This is a genomic window from Ovoidimarina sediminis (assembly GCF_032586175.1).
GTDB classification, from domain to species: Bacteria; Pseudomonadota; Alphaproteobacteria; order Rhodobacterales; family Rhodobacteraceae; genus Ovoidimarina; species Ovoidimarina sediminis.
Map to the genome: position 1 here is coordinate 1 of NZ_JAWHTE010000026.1, position 15,561 is coordinate 15,561.

The following is a 15,561-nucleotide window of genomic DNA, read 5'->3' on the forward strand; positions in this document are numbered from 1 at the left end:
CTTGCGCCACCTGCCGCGGCCCCATCATCGCCAGACCTCCCTTGCCTCGGGAGAAGTGAATCAGGAGCTAAAGCCTCGCTCAAGCCGAGTTTTTCAACACAATCAGCCCAAAAAGACCTATGCTGCAACATGCATAATGGCCGCTTCCTGTCAGTGTTTGTCGCCGCTGCGTAAGCGACTCATTGTGACAGGTGTGATCCCCAGAAAGGATGCAATCAATGTATGGGGAAAGATGTCTTCATAGCCGGGGAACTCTTTACGAAACCAAGTGAGCCGCTCAGCCCCTTTAAGAGCGGCGAGGCACCACTCTCGATCTACCTTCCGGCTTAGCGCGTCCCGCAGAACTCCATTGGCCCAATTTCGAATGGGTTCAGATGAAATCATGCGATTTGAAAGCAGATCACTGTCGACCCTTGCAAGCAGGGCATCGGTCGTTGCCGCAATGGACACGAGCGACACACCATTGCGGGTTCGAGCAATATTTGGCGTGATAACGCAGGGACCCACATAAAACCCGACGCTAACTTCTTTGCCGTCTTGGTCACAAATACTGCTCACCAAGCACCCTTCCAAAAGAACGAATTCGTCTGTTTCGGGTTGTTCCTGCCGAGTAAGGTGCGCCCCCTTGTTCAAGCGCTTGCGTTTCCAATCAGATGCAAAATCGTCCGCGCAAGCCAAATCTGACAAGTCAGGTGACTGCATCAGAAACGTCCGTAAATCCATCTTCGCGTGCCTTATCAAATGATAATGCGGGTGACTTCGCCTGAGGGCATGTGTGGCACAGATCAAGGGGTTTACAAAATGACGAACCGAATTCTGTCAAAGCATATTGGAATTATTGCGGTTGGCTCAGGACTGATCGGTGCATCAATCTATTTGATGATGATAAATGTCACGCTCGCCCACATCGAAGAGGTCTCAGGGCATGTCCCCTTCGACATGCGTCCTTTTGGCTATGGCTCCATAGAGGCGGCGATGCTTCTTGAAGCGTTAGGAGTGGAAGGGCGCGCGTATTATCTCACTCACCAGATCGCTTTAGATACACTTTACCCAGCCATGCTCACGTTGACTTTGATCGCCACGATTTGCTGGTTTGGGCAACGCATGCCAAACAGAAAACTTGTCCGATATGGCATTGCCCTTTCGGTTGGTAGCGCTCTGTTCGATTATGCCGAAAACCTTGGTATCGCGACCATGATTTGGAGCTGGCCCGAAGTCTCCGTTCCACTGATTTATGCGACTCCACCTGCGCGAGGCCGGCCTCGATGCGCTGGAAATCAACCTGTCGGCATCGAACGCGGCCTATAGCGGTGCCGTGGACGCGGCGACGCTGGTTCTGGGAACGGCGGAGCCTGCCGGGATCAAGGTGAACATCGTCCGCGAACCCGCTGACGGGTACTGGAGCGACGTTTACATGAAGAAGCCCATGTTCGCGAACTATTGGGGCGGCTTCACCACCGCGAGCGAGATGTTCTCGACCGGGTACGTGCCGGGTGCCGCCTGGAACGAAAGCCACTTCGTCAGCGAACGCTTCATGGAACTGCTGGAGGCCTCCAACGGGGAACTCGACACGGGCCTCCGCACTGAAATGCTGCACGAGATGCAGGCGATCGTTCGCGATGAGGCAGGCCAGCTGATCTGGGCTTTCCCCGATAACATCCTCGCCCGCAACGACAGCGTCGCCCATGACGAACTGGCCAGTGATAGGCCGACCGACGGGCATCACATCTTCGAGCGCTGGTGTTCGGCGGCCTGAGGTACGCCTTCGGCTAAAGGTGCGCGGGGCTCAATCTCGCGCGCCCCACCGGTGCAGATGAAGAGGGATGGGCATGAGCCTTATCGATGAAGCACGGGCAAGAACCGAGAAACTCCAGGAGAGAATGGCCGGGGCGGGCATCAGCCATGCCCTGTTCACCAGCGAAAGCTCGATTGCCTATCTGGCGGGCTTCTGGGGATACCTCGGGATAGAATTCGGCAGGCCGACGCTTCTCGTCGTGCCTGCCGACGCGCTGCCGACGGTGATCACGCCTCTGATGGAATCCGAAATGGTGTCCGAGATGACCTGGGTGAACCAGGTGCGCACCTGGGAAGACAGCGGGCAGAATACGTGGGGCCGTGCACTTTCCGGCACGCTTCCCGAAATTCCGGGTGAGCTATGGATCGAAAGGTCGGACGCGCCGGCCATCGTCCGCAATTTCCTGGATGACCGCTTTCCGGACACGGTGCTAAGGGATATCGGTCCGATCCTGGGCGAAATGCGCATGATCAAGTCTCCGCTTGAGATCTCGGTAATGCGCCAGGCGGGTGAAGTCGCCTCCGCCATGATGAAAGCCGCACATGGCTCGCTAGAAGAAGGTGCGACCGAGTACGAAAGCGCACTGGCGGTCATCGACGCAGGCACACGGGCAGCAGCCGGTTTCCTGACCGATGCGGGATGGGAGCGGTTCGTCTCGCCCTTGATCCACAACCTTCAGATCCTGCAAAGCGGCAAGGACACGGCAATGGTGCACCGCCGGGCCTCGGTCAAACGCTATGCGCGCTTCGATCCGGTCTACTTCTGCTTCTGCAACATGGCGCAGTTCAAGCAGTACAAGCTTGGTTTCGACCGGATGTTCCACATCGGTGACGTCACCGACGAGATGGCCCGGGTGCAGGAGGCCGCGATTGACGCACAACAGGCGGCCATTGCAGCCATCAGGCCGGGTGTGCGGGCCGAGGATGTTGCCGCGGCTGCCAACGCGGTCTATGCCGAGCGTGGCTACGAAACGGGCTACAGAACGGGGCGGTCGATCGGTGTCGCCTACCTCGAGGCCCCGGAACTGAAAGCGGGAGACCATACGGTGCTCAGGCCTGGAATGACGTTTGCCGTGGACGGTGGAATATCCCTGGAGGGCCGGACAGCGGGCCGGATCGGTGACAGCATCGTGGTGACCGAAGACGGATGCGAGTACCTGACCGATTATCCACGGCAGGTTCTCGTGACCGACAGGTAGTCTTGCGCCATGTTCCGTCTGGCGGTCGCCCAGGCGCCGGCGGCGCTTCAAACGCCCGAAGACAGGCTTGAATGGCTCCACGGCGTTATGCCCGAAGTCGCGGGCGGCGGAGCCGATCTCGTCCTTCTGCCGGAGCTCTTTGTCTGTGGCTACAACATCGGTGATGCTGTGAGGGATCGCGCCGAACCCCTGGCCGGGCCGACCTCAAGAAAGATCGCCGAGCTGGCCCGCCAGCATGGCGTCGCAATCCACTACGGCTTCGCCGAACAGGCCGACGGGCACCTCTTCAATGCCGCAACCTGTGTTTCGCCGGAAGGGCGACATCTCGTACACCAGCGAAAGCTCGCCATCCCGCCTGGCCCCGAACGACAGTATTTCCAACAGGGGTCGGGCTGCGAACTGTTCGAGTATCACGGGCTCCGGATCGCGACGCTGATCTGTTACGACGCGGAATTCCCCGAGACTGGACGCGCTGTGGCCGGCAAAGGCGCAGAGCTTCTGCTTGTCCCGACCGCGCTTGGTGCCCGGTGGGCCTGGGTAGCCACAACACTTATCCCGGCTCGAGCCTACGAGAACGGCATCTTCCTTGCATACGCCAACAGCGCAGGCACTGAAAACGGCATGGAGTTCTTGGGGCAAAGCTTCATCGCCGCGCCGGATGGCATCGAACTGGCCCGTGCAGGGAATGAGGTGGAAATCCTGTTCGCCGACATAGATCGGGCTCGAGTCAGTGCAGCGCAGAGCAGGCTTCCCTACCTGCGGGACCGGATCGCCCTTGGCGAGCTTCAATAGAGTATCAGGCCCATAGTAATAGCGCCGGTTTTGAATCCATTAGAAATCCGTCTTCAACTCGAAGCTGCCGTTCGCTTGGCAACAAATCGGTGTCCGCTGAGGGCCGTTATCCTGTTCAACCCAGACAGAGAAGGTGACGGGGTCGACCCGCGGCAGGCAGGTTTCGAGCGTATCGAGTGCGGCATCCGTTTCACCGAGCAGCGCCATGGCGCAAGCGATGTTGTCGTCGATGCTTGGATCATCGGGATCAACGGAAGACCCGCGCAAGCGGGTTGGGGGGAGGGGGGTGGGGGCGGACCTTCGGCGTTTGGTGAGGATCATGAACGGCCCGTTCCGGACAATCAGCACGGGGTCGCGATGCTGCAATCGCATTCCACAAAGCCGCCATTCATGGGAACGCTGACTCTGAACAGAGTTGCTTTTGCATAGAACGCGAAAACCGGGCTTGATTCTTAACTCACCCACAGGTTGCGGGTTGTAGCAACGTCGCGCATGCGTCAGATTCAATTGGGTTCATTCAAGTATTGAGGAAAAGAAATGGCCTGGAACGACGGCCTCATTCCAGGCTCCCCCGCATACCAAATTGCATCTGAAACAAACACTCGCGTCCGGGTGGTCGCTGGACCGGGAACAGGCAAATCGTTTGCCATGAAGCGCCGCGTTGGGCGTTTGCTTGAGGAAGGTGTCGACCCCGCTCAAATATTGCCAGTCACCTTCACTCGGGTCGCAGCCGAAGACCTACATCGCGAATTGGTGGGCATGGCCGTTCCCGGTTGTGATGAATTGGAGGGTACAACACTCCATCGTCTTTGTCTCCGCCGCCTATCGCGCAACGCAGTTCTCGCGGCAACGGGGCGGAACGCGCGCCCTCTCAATCAATTTGAGTTGGAACCGATGATTGCGGACCTGATGCGAGATGGTCGCGGCAAACGTGCAATTCGGAAACTCCAGGCCGCTTATGAAGCAGCATGGGCGCGACTTCAGCATGAAGACCCCGGGCACGCAGTGGCGGCGGACGACGCAGAGTTCCAAGCCGAGTTGCTGGCTTGGATGCGCTTCCATGAGGCGATGCTAATTGGCGAGGTCGTGCCGCTGTTTTACAATTTCCTTTCCGCCAATCCCGCAGCCGCAGAAAGGTCCGAGTTCTCCCACATCCTTGTTGACGAGTACCAAGACCTGAACAAGGCCGAGCAAGGGGTCGTCCGTCTGATGTCGGACGCAGCCGACGTCTGCATTGTCGGCGACGACGACCAGTCGATTTACAGTTTCAAACATGCGCATCCCGATGGGATTCGCGACTGGATGGCTGACAACGCCCACGCCGCCGATATTGGCCTAGACGAATGTCGCCGATGCCCAACAAGGGTTGTTGAAATGGCCGGCTCGCTGATTGCCAACAATGTCAATCGACCAGTTCCGCGCCCCCTAAACTTGATACCAGCAAACGGGGTGGGCGATGTCAGCATCATTCAATATGGCACGTTGAACGGCGAAGTCGCTGGTGTCACCCAACTGGTGTCGCAGTTCGTCGCAGACGGTGTTCCACCGGGCGACATACTCGTGCTTGCCCAAAGCAAGGCGGTCGGCACGCCGATCTTCGAGGCAATTGCAGAGGCCGGAGTTGCAGTACGATCCGAGTACACGGAGTCGGAGTTAAGCAGCCTGAATGCCCAACGTGCTTTTGCCCTCTTGAAATTGCTCGACAACCGCGACGACCGGGTGGCGCTCAGATGGCTCGTTGGGGTCGACAGTAACACTTGGAACTCCGCAGGGTATCGCCGTGTGCGGGATCGCTGTGAGGCTTCGGGCGACGCGCCTTGGGCGGTGCTGGAACAATTGCGTGACGGAGTTCTCACATTGCCTTACACCGGCAATATCGTTCAGGCGTTCTGTGAAATTTGTGCCGATCTAGATGCGCTAGACGCTGTTCCCGATCTCGCTGGACTTGTTGACCAACTTTTCCCTGACGGGCAGCCGGAAACACGGGAAATCAGATCGCTGTCACTCCAAGTGCTTGATGACAACCCGGATTGCAATCGAACCGAATTTGTAGCCGAATTGCTGACAGCCGTGACGCAACCGGAAATCCCAAACAATGTCGACTATGTTCGGATTATGAGTTTGCACAAAAGCAAAGGACTCAGCGCCCCTGTGACTATCGTTTCTGGGTGTGTCGAGAGACTTCTCCCCCGGCGTCCCGATCAGGACATGACCGCCCAGCAAGCAGCGGACCAACTAGAGGAACAACGAAGACTGTTCTACGTCGGCATCACAAGGGTCAAGGCGGCACCTGACGAAGGCAAGCCAGGCACCTTGGTTTTGACCTACGCACAAGAGATGCCGTTCGCTGACGCGATGCAGGCTGGAATTCAACCAGCACAACAGGCCTACGGAACCGCTGTTTTGATTGCGAGCCGTTTCATCAACGAGTTGGGTGCGGCCGCGCCGAACCCGATTGCCGGTTAGCAAGAATCCTCTAGGCACGAAGCTCCAGTCGGTCGAGGGTACATCCACTCTTCCATTGTAACTAGGTAATAGCATCGCGACGCATGCTGCGGACCTTTAGAGGTCCGCTTTGGCGAACTGCAGCGAGTTTTCTCGCGCAGGCAGCGAACTTCCGCTTCCCGCCCGTCTGCCCCTGCACCCCCCCACCCCCCCCATTTGACCCACATCAAAGCCCCGCACCCCCAACCTCTGCCAGAACGGGCCCGCGAACAGTAACCCGGATTCCGTCTCGATGAGCACCAGCGAACCCCCGTCTCTCTACGCGGCCCGAGAGCCCGTCTTCCCGCGCCGTGTCACCGGCCGGTTCCGGACCCTGAAATGGGCCATCATGATCGTCACCCTCGGGATCTACTACCTCACCCCCTGGATCCGCTGGGACAGGGGGCCCGAGCTTCCCGATCAGGCCGTGCTCGTCGATCTCGCGAACCGCCGCTTCTTCTTCTTCTGGATCGAGATCTGGCCCCACGAATTCTACTTCGTCGCGGGCCTTCTGATCATGGCCGGTCTGGGCCTCTTCCTCTTCACCTCGGCCTTGGGCCGGGTCTGGTGCGGCTATACCTGCCCGCAAACCGTCTGGACCGATCTTTTCATCCTCGTCGAGCGCTGGATCGAGGGCGATCGCAACGCCCGCGTCCGGCTCTGGAACGCGAAGTGGGATGCCCGCAAGATCCGCCTCCGCGTCACGAAATGGGTCGCCTGGCTTCTGATCGCGCTGGCGACGGGCGGCGCCTGGGTGTTCTATTTCGCCGACGCGCCCACGCTTCTCGTCGATCTCGTCACCCTGAACGCCCCCGCGGTCGCCTATATCACCGTCGCGATCCTCACCGGCACCACCTTCCTCTTCGGCGGCATCGCGCGCGAACAGGTCTGCATCTACATGTGCCCCTGGCCCCGCATCCAGGCCGCGATGATGGATGAAGACACGATCACCGTGGCCTATCGCGAATGGCGCGGCGAACCCCGCGGCAAGGGCAACATCCGCCGCAAGGCCCAGGCCGAGGCGCTGGCCGCCGAACAGGTCACCGCCGCCGCCGGCCCCGGCGCGCCCAAGTACAGATCCACCCCCTTTCCCGGCAAGGCCAAACCCGAAGCGGCCGAGGCCCCCACCCTCACCCGCGAGGGCCCCGGCGACTGCATCGACTGCATGGCCTGCGTGAACGTCTGCCCCATGGGCATCGACATCCGCAACGGCCAGCAGCTCGAATGCATCACCTGCGCGCTCTGCATCGATGCCTGCGACGACGTGATGGCCAAGATCGGCAAGCCCCGCGGCCTGATCGATTACCTCGCGCTCACCGACGAATACCGCGAACGCGACGGCAAGCCCCCCCGCCCGATCTGGAAGCATATCTTCCGCCCCCGCACGATCCTCTACACCGTGCTCTGGTCGCTCGTGGGCATCGGCCTCGTCGTCGCCCTCTTCATCCGGGCCGAGATCGACGTCACCGTGGCCCCGATCCGCAACCCCACCTTCGTCACCCTGTCCGACGGCTCGATCCGCAACGCCTACGACCTCCGGCTCAGGAACAAACATGGCGAGGCCCGCACCTTCCGCATCACCCTGAAGGGCGACCCGGCCCTCCATGTCCGCCTCGAAGGCTCGCCCTATGAAAGCGTCGAGGTGCCGGCCAACGAAACGCTGCTGCAGCGGGTCTATGTCCTCGCCCCGCCGGGCTCCGACCCGGCCCAGGCCGATCGTATCGAGTTCCGCTTCTGGGTCGAGGATCTCGTCAACGGCGAACGCGTCCACAAGGATACCATCTTCAACGGAGGCGCCTCATGAAAGGCAGAGAACTCACCGGCCGCGACGTCTTCCTGATCACCGCAGGCGCCTTTTCGATCATCATCGCGGTCAACGTGACCCTGGCGGTCAGCGCGGTCAGAACCTTCCCCGGGCTCGAGGTGAAGAACTCCTACGTCGCCAGCCAAAGCTTCGATCGCGACCGCACGGCCCAGCTTGCCCTTGGGTGGGAGGCCGAGGCCCGCGTGACAGAAGGCCGCCTCGTCCTGTCGCTCACCGATGCCACCGGCGCCCCGGCGCATCCCGAAACCCTCACCGGCACCTTCGGCCGCGCCACCCATGTGGCCGACGACGTGACGCCCGACTTCACCTTCGACGGCACGGCCTGGTCCGCCCCGGTCGCGGCGCGGCCGGGCAACTGGAACCTCCGGCTCGAGGCGACGGCCCCCGACGGCACGATCTTCCGGCAGCGCGTGATCGTTCACGTGCCCCGCCAGGGATGACGATGGCCGAGGCCCCGGGCGCCGCGGCCTGCCCCGGCTGCCTCGCCGCCCCGGCAGAGGCGGTGCGCCGCCCCGCGGCCACGGCCGACCAGACCTTGCGCCTCTCGCTGCCCACGATCCATTGCGCGGGCTGCATCTCGTCGGTCGAACACGCCCTTGCCGCCGTGCCGGGCGTCTCGGGCGCACGGGTGAACCTCACGCTGAAACGCGCGCAGGTCGAGGCCGGGGCAGGGGTCACGGCAGAGGCGCTGATCGACACGCTGAAGGCTGCGGGCTTCGAGGCGCATGAGCTTGACGCCGAGGCCCTCACCGCATCCGAAACCGATCCCCAGGGCCGCGACCTCCTGATGCGCCTCGCGGTGGCGTTCTTCGCCAACATGAACGTCATGCTTCTGTCGGTGGCGATCTGGTCGGGGGCCGAGGATGCCACCCGCGATCTCTTCCACTGGATCTCGGGGGCCATCGCGATTCCCACGGTGATCTTCTCAGGAAGGCCCTTCTATGTCAGCGCCTGGTCGGCGCTTTCGGCCCGGCGGCTCAACATGGATGTGCCGATCTCGCTTGCGATCATCCTCGCGGTCGGCCTCTCGCTCTGGGAAACCGCGCTCTCGGGGCACCACGCCTATTTCGACGCGGCCCTTTCCCTCGTCTTCTTCCTTCTTCTCGGGCGCTACCTCGATCACCGCACCCGCGCCTCGGCGCGCTCGGCGGCCAGCGAGCTTGCGGCACTCGACGTGCCCACCGCGATCCGGCTCCGGAACGGGGCGGAGGAAACGGTGCGCGCCGCCGCGCTGGCCATCGGCGATACCGTCCGCGTCCGCCCCGGCGGGCGCATCCCGGCCGATGGCACCCTCGCGAAGGGCGAAACCGAGATCGACCGCTCGGTGATGACCGGGGAAACCCTGCCTGCCCGTGCGGCCCCGGGCGACGCGGTGCATGCGGGCGAGGTGAACCTCACCGGCCCGATCGAACTGACCGTCATGGCGGCGGGCCACGACACCGCGCTTGCCCGCATCGCCGATCTCGTGGCGGCGGCGGAAGCGGGGCGCGCCAATTACACCGGCCTCGCCGACCGGGCGGCCCGCGCCTATGCGCCGGTGGTGCACCTGATGGCGCTCGGCGCCTTCCTCGTCTGGATGTGGATCTCGGGCGGCGACACGCGCCTTGCCCTCAACATCGCGGTCGCGACCCTCATCATCACCTGCCCCTGTGCGATGGGGCTTGCGGTGCCCGCGGTGACGGCGGTGGCCTCGGGCCGGCTCTTCAAACGCGGCACGCTGATCAAATCGGGCACCGCGCTCGAACGGCTGGCCGAGGTCGATACCGTCGTGTTCGACAAGACCGGCACGCTCACCCTCGGCACGCCCGCCGCGACCGGGCTCGACGCCCATGACGGCGAGACGCTGGGCCTCGCCCTCGCCCTCGCCGCGGGCTCCGATCATCCGCTCGCGCGGGCGCTGACGGCCGGGATCGCCGCACAGGGCATCCGCGCGGCCCGCGTGACCGAGCTGCGCGAAATCCCGGGCCAGGGCATCGAAGGCCGGATCGGCGACACGCCCCTCCGCCTCGGGCGCGCGGCCTGGGTGGGGGCGACGCCCCTTGCCGAAACCGGCACCTACCTGAAGGTCGGCGACGGGATGCCCGTTGCCTTCGCCTTCCGCGACGCCCCCCGCCCCGGCGCCGTCGAGGCGGTGGAGGGGCTGCTGTCCCGCGGCCTTCGCGTGATCCTCCTCTCGGGGGATGCCGAAACGCCGGTCGCGGGTTTCGCCGCGCGGCTCGGCCTCCCCGAACACCACGCCGGCATGTCGCCCGAGGACAAGGCAGCCTTCCTCGCGGGTCTCGCAGGCGAGGGCCGCACCGTCCTGATGGTGGGCGACGGGCTCAACGACACCGCGGCGCTCGCCGCCGCCCATGTCTCCGCCTCGCCCGCCTCGGCCCTCGAAGCGGCGCGCGCGGCCTCCGACATCGTGCTGACGGGCGAAAGCCTCGCCGATCTGCCCCGCATCCTCGACGTGGCGATCAGCGCCCGGCGCCGCATTCGCGAGAATTTCGCGATCTCGACCGTCTATAACGTGATCGCCGTGCCGATCGCGCTCGTGGGCCTCGCCACGCCCCTGGCCGCCGCCCTTGCAATGTCGGCGTCGTCGCTGTCTGTTTCCCTCAATGCCATGCGGGTGAAACGATGACTGTTCTTGTCTACCTGATCCCGGTCTCCCTCGGCCTCGGTGCGCTGGGCCTTCTGGCCTTCTTCTGGGCGCTCCGCTCGAAGCAGTTCGAAGACCCCGAGGGCGACAGCCAACGCATCCTGACCACGGATTTCGACGACCGCCCGAAGCCGTAGACCCGGCCCGGCCAAGCGCGCGGGGTCGCCGGGGGCGCCACCCGGCCCGGAACAAGGGGCGCAGCCCCGCCGGGCCAGCGCATGCCCGTCCCCACGGGCAGGCGCTATTGCGCGGGAGCCTCACCGCTCTGGGTCGTGCGGGCTTGAGAGATAAAGCGTGTCGCACAGGCGTCGGCAGCGCCTGCCCACGGGCATGCCCTGTCCCGGCTTTGCGCCCGGGGTCGCCGGGGCGCCACCCGGCCCGGAATCAAGGCCCGCAGGGCCGCCGGGCCAGCGTCCGACCGCCCCACCGGGCGGACGCTATTGCGACGGTGGCGCGCTGCTTGGTATCAGTCGGTTTTGAGAGATAAAGCGCGCCGTGGGGAGGTTGCTGCGTCCCCCCGGCGGTCGGACGCCGGCCCGGCTAATCGCGAGGGACCGGCGGGGGATTGTCCCGGAACAAGGGCGTCAGCTCCCACGGGCAGGCGCTTCCTGCGCGGGCACCTCACCGCTTGGGGGTGGGCGGGGTTGCGGGATAAAGCGCTCCGTTCAGTCGTCAGCAGCGCCCGCCCACGGGCATGCGCCGTCCCGGCTCCCGGCCGAAACTGATAGCGACTCGCTACTATCTCGCCGGATGATAGCGTTTCGCTATCATCTCCCGGCACCGTACGCTCCGTTACCACCGAAATGTCATACGCGCCTGTGTACGCGCTGTGTACGCGCTGTGTACGCCCTGTGCCCCCCGATTTCGGCCGTTAACCCGGGGGTCGCACCCGCTCCAGAAGCTCCAGCACGCGGGGCCCCATCGCCTCCACGATCAGCCGAACCCCCTTTGCATTCGGGTGAATCGCATCCCCCTGCATCAGCTCGGCCACCGCCGCCGCGCGGTCCCCGGCTCCGGTGATCGGGGCCAGGAAATCGGCGTGGTGAAGCGCCCCGTATTCCGCCGCCAGATCCGGATAGATCGCCTCGAACGCGGCCTTGTACTCTGGCCCATAATTCCCGGGAACCGCGATTCCAACAAGTAAAACAGGTACTTGTCGCTCTGCCGCCGCCTCTAGAATCCCGCTCAGGTTGGCCCGCGCCTCGCCCGGGTCGATCCCGCGAAGCACGTCGTTTCCCCCCAGCGCCACGATCAGCGCATCCACCTCGTCACCCAGCGTCCACCCGATCCGCGACAGCCCGCCCCGCGTCGTATCCCCCGAAACGCCCGCGTTGATCACCGTCACCTCCGCCCCGTTGTCGCGCAGCCACCCCTCCAGCACCGGCACGAACCCCGCATTAGGGCTCAGCCCATACCCTTGTGTCAGACTGTCCCCCAAAGCCGCCACCGTCACATCCGCCGAAACCGGCGCCGCCACGAGAACGAGAACCGCCGCAAGGTTGCGGCCCGCCCGGATCGCCCCATATGCCCATGAACCGAAGCCGCCAAAGACCTTGCCGATGACCGACACCGTCCTCTCCCTGAAAGACGCCGATCTCTCGCTTGAGGGCAATGCGGGGCCGGTCGATATCCTGAAGGGCATCACCCTCGATATCCGCCGGGGCGAAACGGTGGGGCTCACGGGGCCGTCGGGCTCTGGCAAATCGTCGCTCCTCATGCTTCTGGGCGGTCTCGAACGCGCCACCGGCGGCACCGTCACGGCGCTGGGCCATGATCTCGGCCGCCTCGGCGAAGACGCGCTCGCACGCCTCCGTCGCGATCATATGGGCGTGGTGTTCCAATCCTTCCACCTTATTCCGACGATGACGGCCTTGGAAAACGTGGCCCTGCCGCTCGAACTTGCAGGGATCGACGACGCGTTCGATCGCGCGGGCGAGGAACTGGCCCAGGTCGGGCTCGCGGGCCGCGCGGGGCACTACCCCGCCCAGATGTCGGGGGGGGAACAACAGCGCGTGGCGCTGGCCCGCGCCGCCGCGCCCCGGCCCGATATCCTGCTGGCCGATGAACCGACCGGCAACCTCGACGGGGCCACGGGGGCCGCGATCATGGATCTTCTCTTCGGTCTGCGCGAACGCCACGGCGCGACGCTCGTCCTCGTCACCCACGCGCCCGAGCTTGCCGACCGCTGCGACCGGGTGATCGCGCTCCGTGACGGGCAGCTCGAACCGGGCAGCCTGAGCGAGGCCGCCGAATGAACGCATCCCTCGCCTGGCGCATCGCGCTGCGCGAACTCAGGGGCGGGCTTTCGGGCTTCCGCGTCTTCCTCGCCTGCCTCGCCCTCGGCGTCGCGGCCATCGCCGCCGTCGGCACGGTCCGCGAAAGCATCACCGCGGGGCTCGAACGCGAAGGCGCGGTGATCCTCGGCGGTGATGCGGCGATCGAACTCACCTACCGCTTCGCGACCGACGCGGAACGCGCCTGGATGGAAGAGGCGGCAGAGCAGGTGTCCGAAATCGTCGATTTCCGCTCCATGGCCGTCGTCCCCCGCGGGCAGGACGCGGACCGCGCGCTCACCCAGGTCAAGGGCATCGACGGGGCCTATCCGCTGTACGGCTCGGTCGGCCTCGCCCCCGATATCCCGCTGGCCGAGGCGCTTGCGGATCGCGGCGCGGCGATGGACAGGGTGCTGGCCGACCGGCTGGGCCTCGTGCCGGGCGATACCTTCCGCCTCGGCACCGCAGACTTCACGCTCCGCGCGATCCTGACGCGGGAACCCGACGCGGCCGCCGGCGGCTTCGCCCTCGGCCCCCGCACCCTCGTTCTGACCGAAGCGCTCGACGGCTCCGGCCTGCTCGCGCCCGGCACGCTTTACGAAACCGAATACCGCCTGCGCCTCGATCCCCTGGCCGATCTTTCGGCGACCGAGGCCGCCGCCCGCAGCGCGCTCGAAGGCGCCGGGCTGCGCTGGCAGGACAGGCGGAACGGCGCGCCGGGGATCAACGAATTCATCGACCGGCTGGGGGCCTTCCTCGTCCTCGTCGGCCTCGCGGGGCTTGCGGTGGGGGGCGTCGGCGTCAGTGCGGCGGTGCGCAGCTATCTCGAACGCAAAACGGCCACGATCGCCACGCTGAAGACGCTGGGGGCCGATCGCAGTACCGTCTTTCTCACCTACCTCCTTCAGATCGGCGTGCTGACGGCGCTGGGCCTCCTCCTCGGTCTGGCCCTCGGCAGCCTCGTGCCGCTCGCCTTCGCGCCGGTGATCGAGGCGCGGCTGCCGGTGCCCGCGGCCTTCGCGCTCTATCCCGGGCCGCTGGCGGAGGCGGCGCTTTACGGCACGCTCGCGGCGCTCATCTTCACCCTCTGGCCGCTGGCCCGGACGGAGGAGATCCGCGCCGCCGCGCTGTTCCGCGATGTCGTTTCCCGCGCGCGCGGCTGGCCCCGGCCGATCTGGCTGGCCACGACCGGCGTCCTTCTTCTGGCCCTCGTGGGCTTTGCCGCATCGCTTTCGGGGCTCTGGAAACTCACGCTCTGGGCGGCGGCGGGGCTGGGTGGGGCCTTCGTCGTCCTGTTTCTGATCGCCGAGGTCACGCGCCACCTCGCCCGCCGCCTTGCCCGCAGCCGCGCACTCAGGGGCCGCTCCACCCTGCGCCTCGCGCTTGGCGCGGTGGGCGGGCCGGCGGCCGAAACGCGCTCCGTCGTGCTCTCCCTCGGGCTTGGCCTCACCGTGCTGGCCGCCATCGGCCAGATCGACGCGAACCTCCGCGGTGCCATCGCCCGCGACCTGCCCGAGGTCGCGCCCTCCTATTTCATGGTCGATATCCAGAACGACCAGATGGAGGCGTTCCGCTCCCGGCTGGGTGCGCTTCCCGGCTTCGAAAGCATGGAAAGCGCGCCGATGCTGCGCGGGATCATCACCGGGATCAACGGCCGCCCGGCGGCAGAGGTGGCGGGCGATCACTGGGTGCTGTCGGGCGACCGGGGCATCACCTATTCCGCCGAAATCCCCGACAACGCGGTGCTGACGGCGGGCGAATGGTGGCCCGCCGATTACGCGGGCCCGCCGCTTGTGAGTTTCGCCGCCGAGGAAGCCGAAGAGATGGGGCTGAACCTCGGCGACAGCCTGACCATCAACATTCTCGGGCGCGACATCACGGCGGAAATCGCGAGTTTCCGCGAGGTCGATTTCTCCACCGCCGGGATTGGCTTCATCCTGTCCCTGAACCCCGGCGCGCTGGCGGGCGCGCCCCACACCCACATCGCCACCGTCTATGCCGAGGAGGAGGCCGAGGCCGCGATCCTGCGCGATCTGGCCGGCGCCTTCCCGAACATCACCGCGATCCGCGTACGCGATGCGATCGACCGGGTGACCGAGGTGCTGCAGGGCATCGCGGCGGCCGTCACCTACGGCGCGCTCGCGACGCTGATCACGGGCGGCATCGTTCTGATCGGCGCGGCGGCGGCGGGCGAGCGGGCGCGCACCTACGAGGCCGCGCTTCTGAAGACGCTCGGGGCCGAACGCCGCGCGATCCTTCTGAATTTCGCGCTTCGCTCCGTGGTGCTGGGCGGCGCGGCGGGGTGTGTGGCGATCGTCTCGGGCGCCGCCGCCGGGTGGGGCATCTCGCGCTACGTGATGAACACCGATTACGTGTTCGAACCGGTCTCTGCCGTCCTCGTCATCCTGGGCGGGATCCTTTTGACGCTCGGCGCGGGCCTCGCCTTCGCCTGGCGCCCGCTCGCCACCCGCCCCGCGCGCGTCCTGCGCGCCCGCGAATAGGGCGCGGGGCGGCACCGATTTCCGCTTGACGGGTCAGGGCCGAGACACT

The 15,561-nt window shown here is 65.2% G+C and carries 14 protein-coding genes; 11 read left to right on the forward strand and 3 right to left on the reverse strand.

Features of this window, described 5'->3' with window-relative positions:
* Nucleotides 1-150 precede the first annotated feature (150 nt).
* Nucleotides 151-723, reverse strand: coding sequence for a Crp/Fnr family transcriptional regulator (locus RXV90_RS21290; protein WP_316651583.1), 573 nt, complete (start codon nt 721-723; stop codon nt 151-153).
* 78 nt (nt 724-801) lie between these two features.
* Between RXV90_RS21290 and RXV90_RS21295 the strand changes: the two genes are divergently transcribed.
* The 4 genes from RXV90_RS21295 (at nt 802) to RXV90_RS21310 (ending at nt 3,785) form a co-directional block, all read left to right on the forward strand.
* Nucleotides 802-1,308: a hypothetical protein gene (locus RXV90_RS21295; RefSeq protein ID WP_316651585.1), complete on the forward strand. Its 507-nt coding sequence runs from the start codon at nt 802-804 to the stop codon at nt 1,306-1,308.
* Nucleotides 1,235-1,756, forward strand: coding sequence for a periplasmic substrate-binding domain-containing protein (locus RXV90_RS21300; protein ID WP_316651588.1), 522 nt, complete (start codon nt 1,235-1,237; stop codon nt 1,754-1,756). The genes RXV90_RS21295 and RXV90_RS21300 overlap by 74 nt, the downstream gene beginning before the upstream one ends.
* A gap of 73 nt (nt 1,757-1,829) precedes the next feature.
* Complete coding sequence (locus tag RXV90_RS21305) at nt 1,830-2,993, forward strand: M24 family metallopeptidase (protein ID WP_316651589.1); 1,164 nt, start codon at nt 1,830-1,832, stop codon at nt 2,991-2,993.
* Between the two features lie 9 nt (nt 2,994-3,002).
* On the forward strand, nt 3,003-3,785 hold the full coding sequence (locus tag RXV90_RS21310; protein ID WP_316651590.1) for a carbon-nitrogen hydrolase family protein: 783 nt from the start codon (nt 3,003-3,005) through the stop codon (nt 3,783-3,785).
* Nucleotides 3,786-3,824: 39 nt separating this feature from the next.
* Here the strand turns inward: RXV90_RS21310 and RXV90_RS21315 are convergent, their stop codons facing one another.
* Nucleotides 3,825-4,052: a hypothetical protein gene (locus RXV90_RS21315; RefSeq protein WP_316651592.1), complete on the reverse strand. Its 228-nt coding sequence runs from the start codon at nt 4,050-4,052 to the stop codon at nt 3,825-3,827.
* 270 nt (nt 4,053-4,322) lie between these two features.
* Here RXV90_RS21315 and RXV90_RS21320 point away from each other — a divergent pair, with 270 nt between their 5' ends.
* The 5 genes from RXV90_RS21320 (at nt 4,323) to ccoS (ending at nt 10,875) form a co-directional block, all read left to right on the forward strand.
* Nucleotides 4,323-6,251, forward strand: coding sequence for an ATP-dependent helicase (locus RXV90_RS21320; RefSeq protein WP_316651594.1), 1,929 nt, complete (start codon nt 4,323-4,325; stop codon nt 6,249-6,251).
* 271 nt (nt 6,252-6,522) lie between these two features.
* Nucleotides 6,523-8,073, forward strand: coding sequence for a cytochrome c oxidase accessory protein CcoG (gene ccoG, locus RXV90_RS21325; protein ID WP_316651596.1), 1,551 nt, complete (start codon nt 6,523-6,525; stop codon nt 8,071-8,073).
* Nucleotides 8,070-8,534 (forward strand): FixH family protein, encoded by a 465-nt coding sequence (locus RXV90_RS21330; protein ID WP_316651598.1) that lies wholly within the window; start codon nt 8,070-8,072, stop codon nt 8,532-8,534. The genes ccoG and RXV90_RS21330 overlap by 4 nt, the downstream gene beginning before the upstream one ends.
* The gene (locus RXV90_RS21335) at nt 8,531-10,720 is read left to right on the forward strand and encodes a heavy metal translocating P-type ATPase (protein WP_316651600.1); all 2,190 of its coding nucleotides are present in this window, start codon (nt 8,531-8,533) and stop codon (nt 10,718-10,720) included. Before RXV90_RS21330 ends, RXV90_RS21335 begins: the two co-directional genes overlap by 4 nt.
* Entirely contained in the window at nt 10,717-10,875 is a 159-nt protein-coding gene (gene ccoS / locus RXV90_RS21340) for a cbb3-type cytochrome oxidase assembly protein CcoS (RefSeq protein WP_316651602.1), read from the forward strand. Before RXV90_RS21335 ends, ccoS begins: the two co-directional genes overlap by 4 nt.
* A gap of 734 nt (nt 10,876-11,609) precedes the next feature.
* On the opposite strand, the gene RXV90_RS21345 is transcribed toward ccoS, so the two are convergent.
* Nucleotides 11,610-12,299, reverse strand: coding sequence for an arylesterase (locus RXV90_RS21345; protein WP_410482393.1), 690 nt, complete (start codon nt 12,297-12,299; stop codon nt 11,610-11,612).
* On the opposite strand from RXV90_RS21345, the gene RXV90_RS21350 reads away from it, so the two are divergent.
* Nucleotides 12,298-12,993, forward strand: coding sequence for an ABC transporter ATP-binding protein (locus tag RXV90_RS21350; protein WP_316651606.1), 696 nt, complete (start codon nt 12,298-12,300; stop codon nt 12,991-12,993). The genes RXV90_RS21345 and RXV90_RS21350 overlap by 2 nt on opposite strands.
* On the forward strand, nt 12,990-15,512 hold the full coding sequence (locus RXV90_RS21355; RefSeq protein WP_316651608.1) for an ABC transporter permease: 2,523 nt from the start codon (nt 12,990-12,992) through the stop codon (nt 15,510-15,512). Before RXV90_RS21350 ends, RXV90_RS21355 begins: the two co-directional genes overlap by 4 nt.
* Nucleotides 15,513-15,561: the final 49 nt, after the last annotated feature.

Excerpts from the sequence above, each read along its gene's own strand:
- RXV90_RS21295 (WP_316651585.1), top strand. The coding sequence starts at position 802 with ATGACGAACCGAATTCTGTCAAAGCATATTGGAATTATTGCGGTTGGC.
- RXV90_RS21330 (WP_316651598.1), top strand. The coding sequence starts at position 8,070 with ATGAAAGGCAGAGAACTCACCGGCCGCGACGTCTTCCTGATCACCGCA.
- RXV90_RS21320 (WP_316651594.1), top strand. The coding sequence starts at position 4,323 with ATGGCCTGGAACGACGGCCTCATTCCAGGCTCCCCCGCATACCAAATT.
- RXV90_RS21350 (WP_316651606.1), top strand. The coding sequence starts at position 12,298 with ATGACCGACACCGTCCTCTCCCTGAAAGACGCCGATCTCTCGCTTGAG.
- RXV90_RS21310 (WP_316651590.1), top strand. The coding sequence starts at position 3,003 with ATGTTCCGTCTGGCGGTCGCCCAGGCGCCGGCGGCGCTTCAAACGCCC.
- ccoS (WP_316651602.1), top strand. The coding sequence starts at position 10,717 with ATGACTGTTCTTGTCTACCTGATCCCGGTCTCCCTCGGCCTCGGTGCG.
- ccoG (WP_316651596.1), top strand. The coding sequence starts at position 6,523 with ATGAGCACCAGCGAACCCCCGTCTCTCTACGCGGCCCGAGAGCCCGTC.
- RXV90_RS21305 (WP_316651589.1), top strand. The coding sequence starts at position 1,830 with ATGAGCCTTATCGATGAAGCACGGGCAAGAACCGAGAAACTCCAGGAG.
- RXV90_RS21290 (WP_316651583.1), bottom strand. The coding sequence starts at position 723 with ATGGATTTACGGACGTTTCTGATGCAGTCACCTGACTTGTCAGATTTG.
- RXV90_RS21335 (WP_316651600.1), top strand. The coding sequence starts at position 8,531 with ATGACGATGGCCGAGGCCCCGGGCGCCGCGGCCTGCCCCGGCTGCCTC.
- RXV90_RS21355 (WP_316651608.1), top strand. The coding sequence starts at position 12,990 with ATGAACGCATCCCTCGCCTGGCGCATCGCGCTGCGCGAACTCAGGGGC.
- RXV90_RS21300 (WP_316651588.1), top strand. The coding sequence starts at position 1,235 with ATGCGACTCCACCTGCGCGAGGCCGGCCTCGATGCGCTGGAAATCAAC.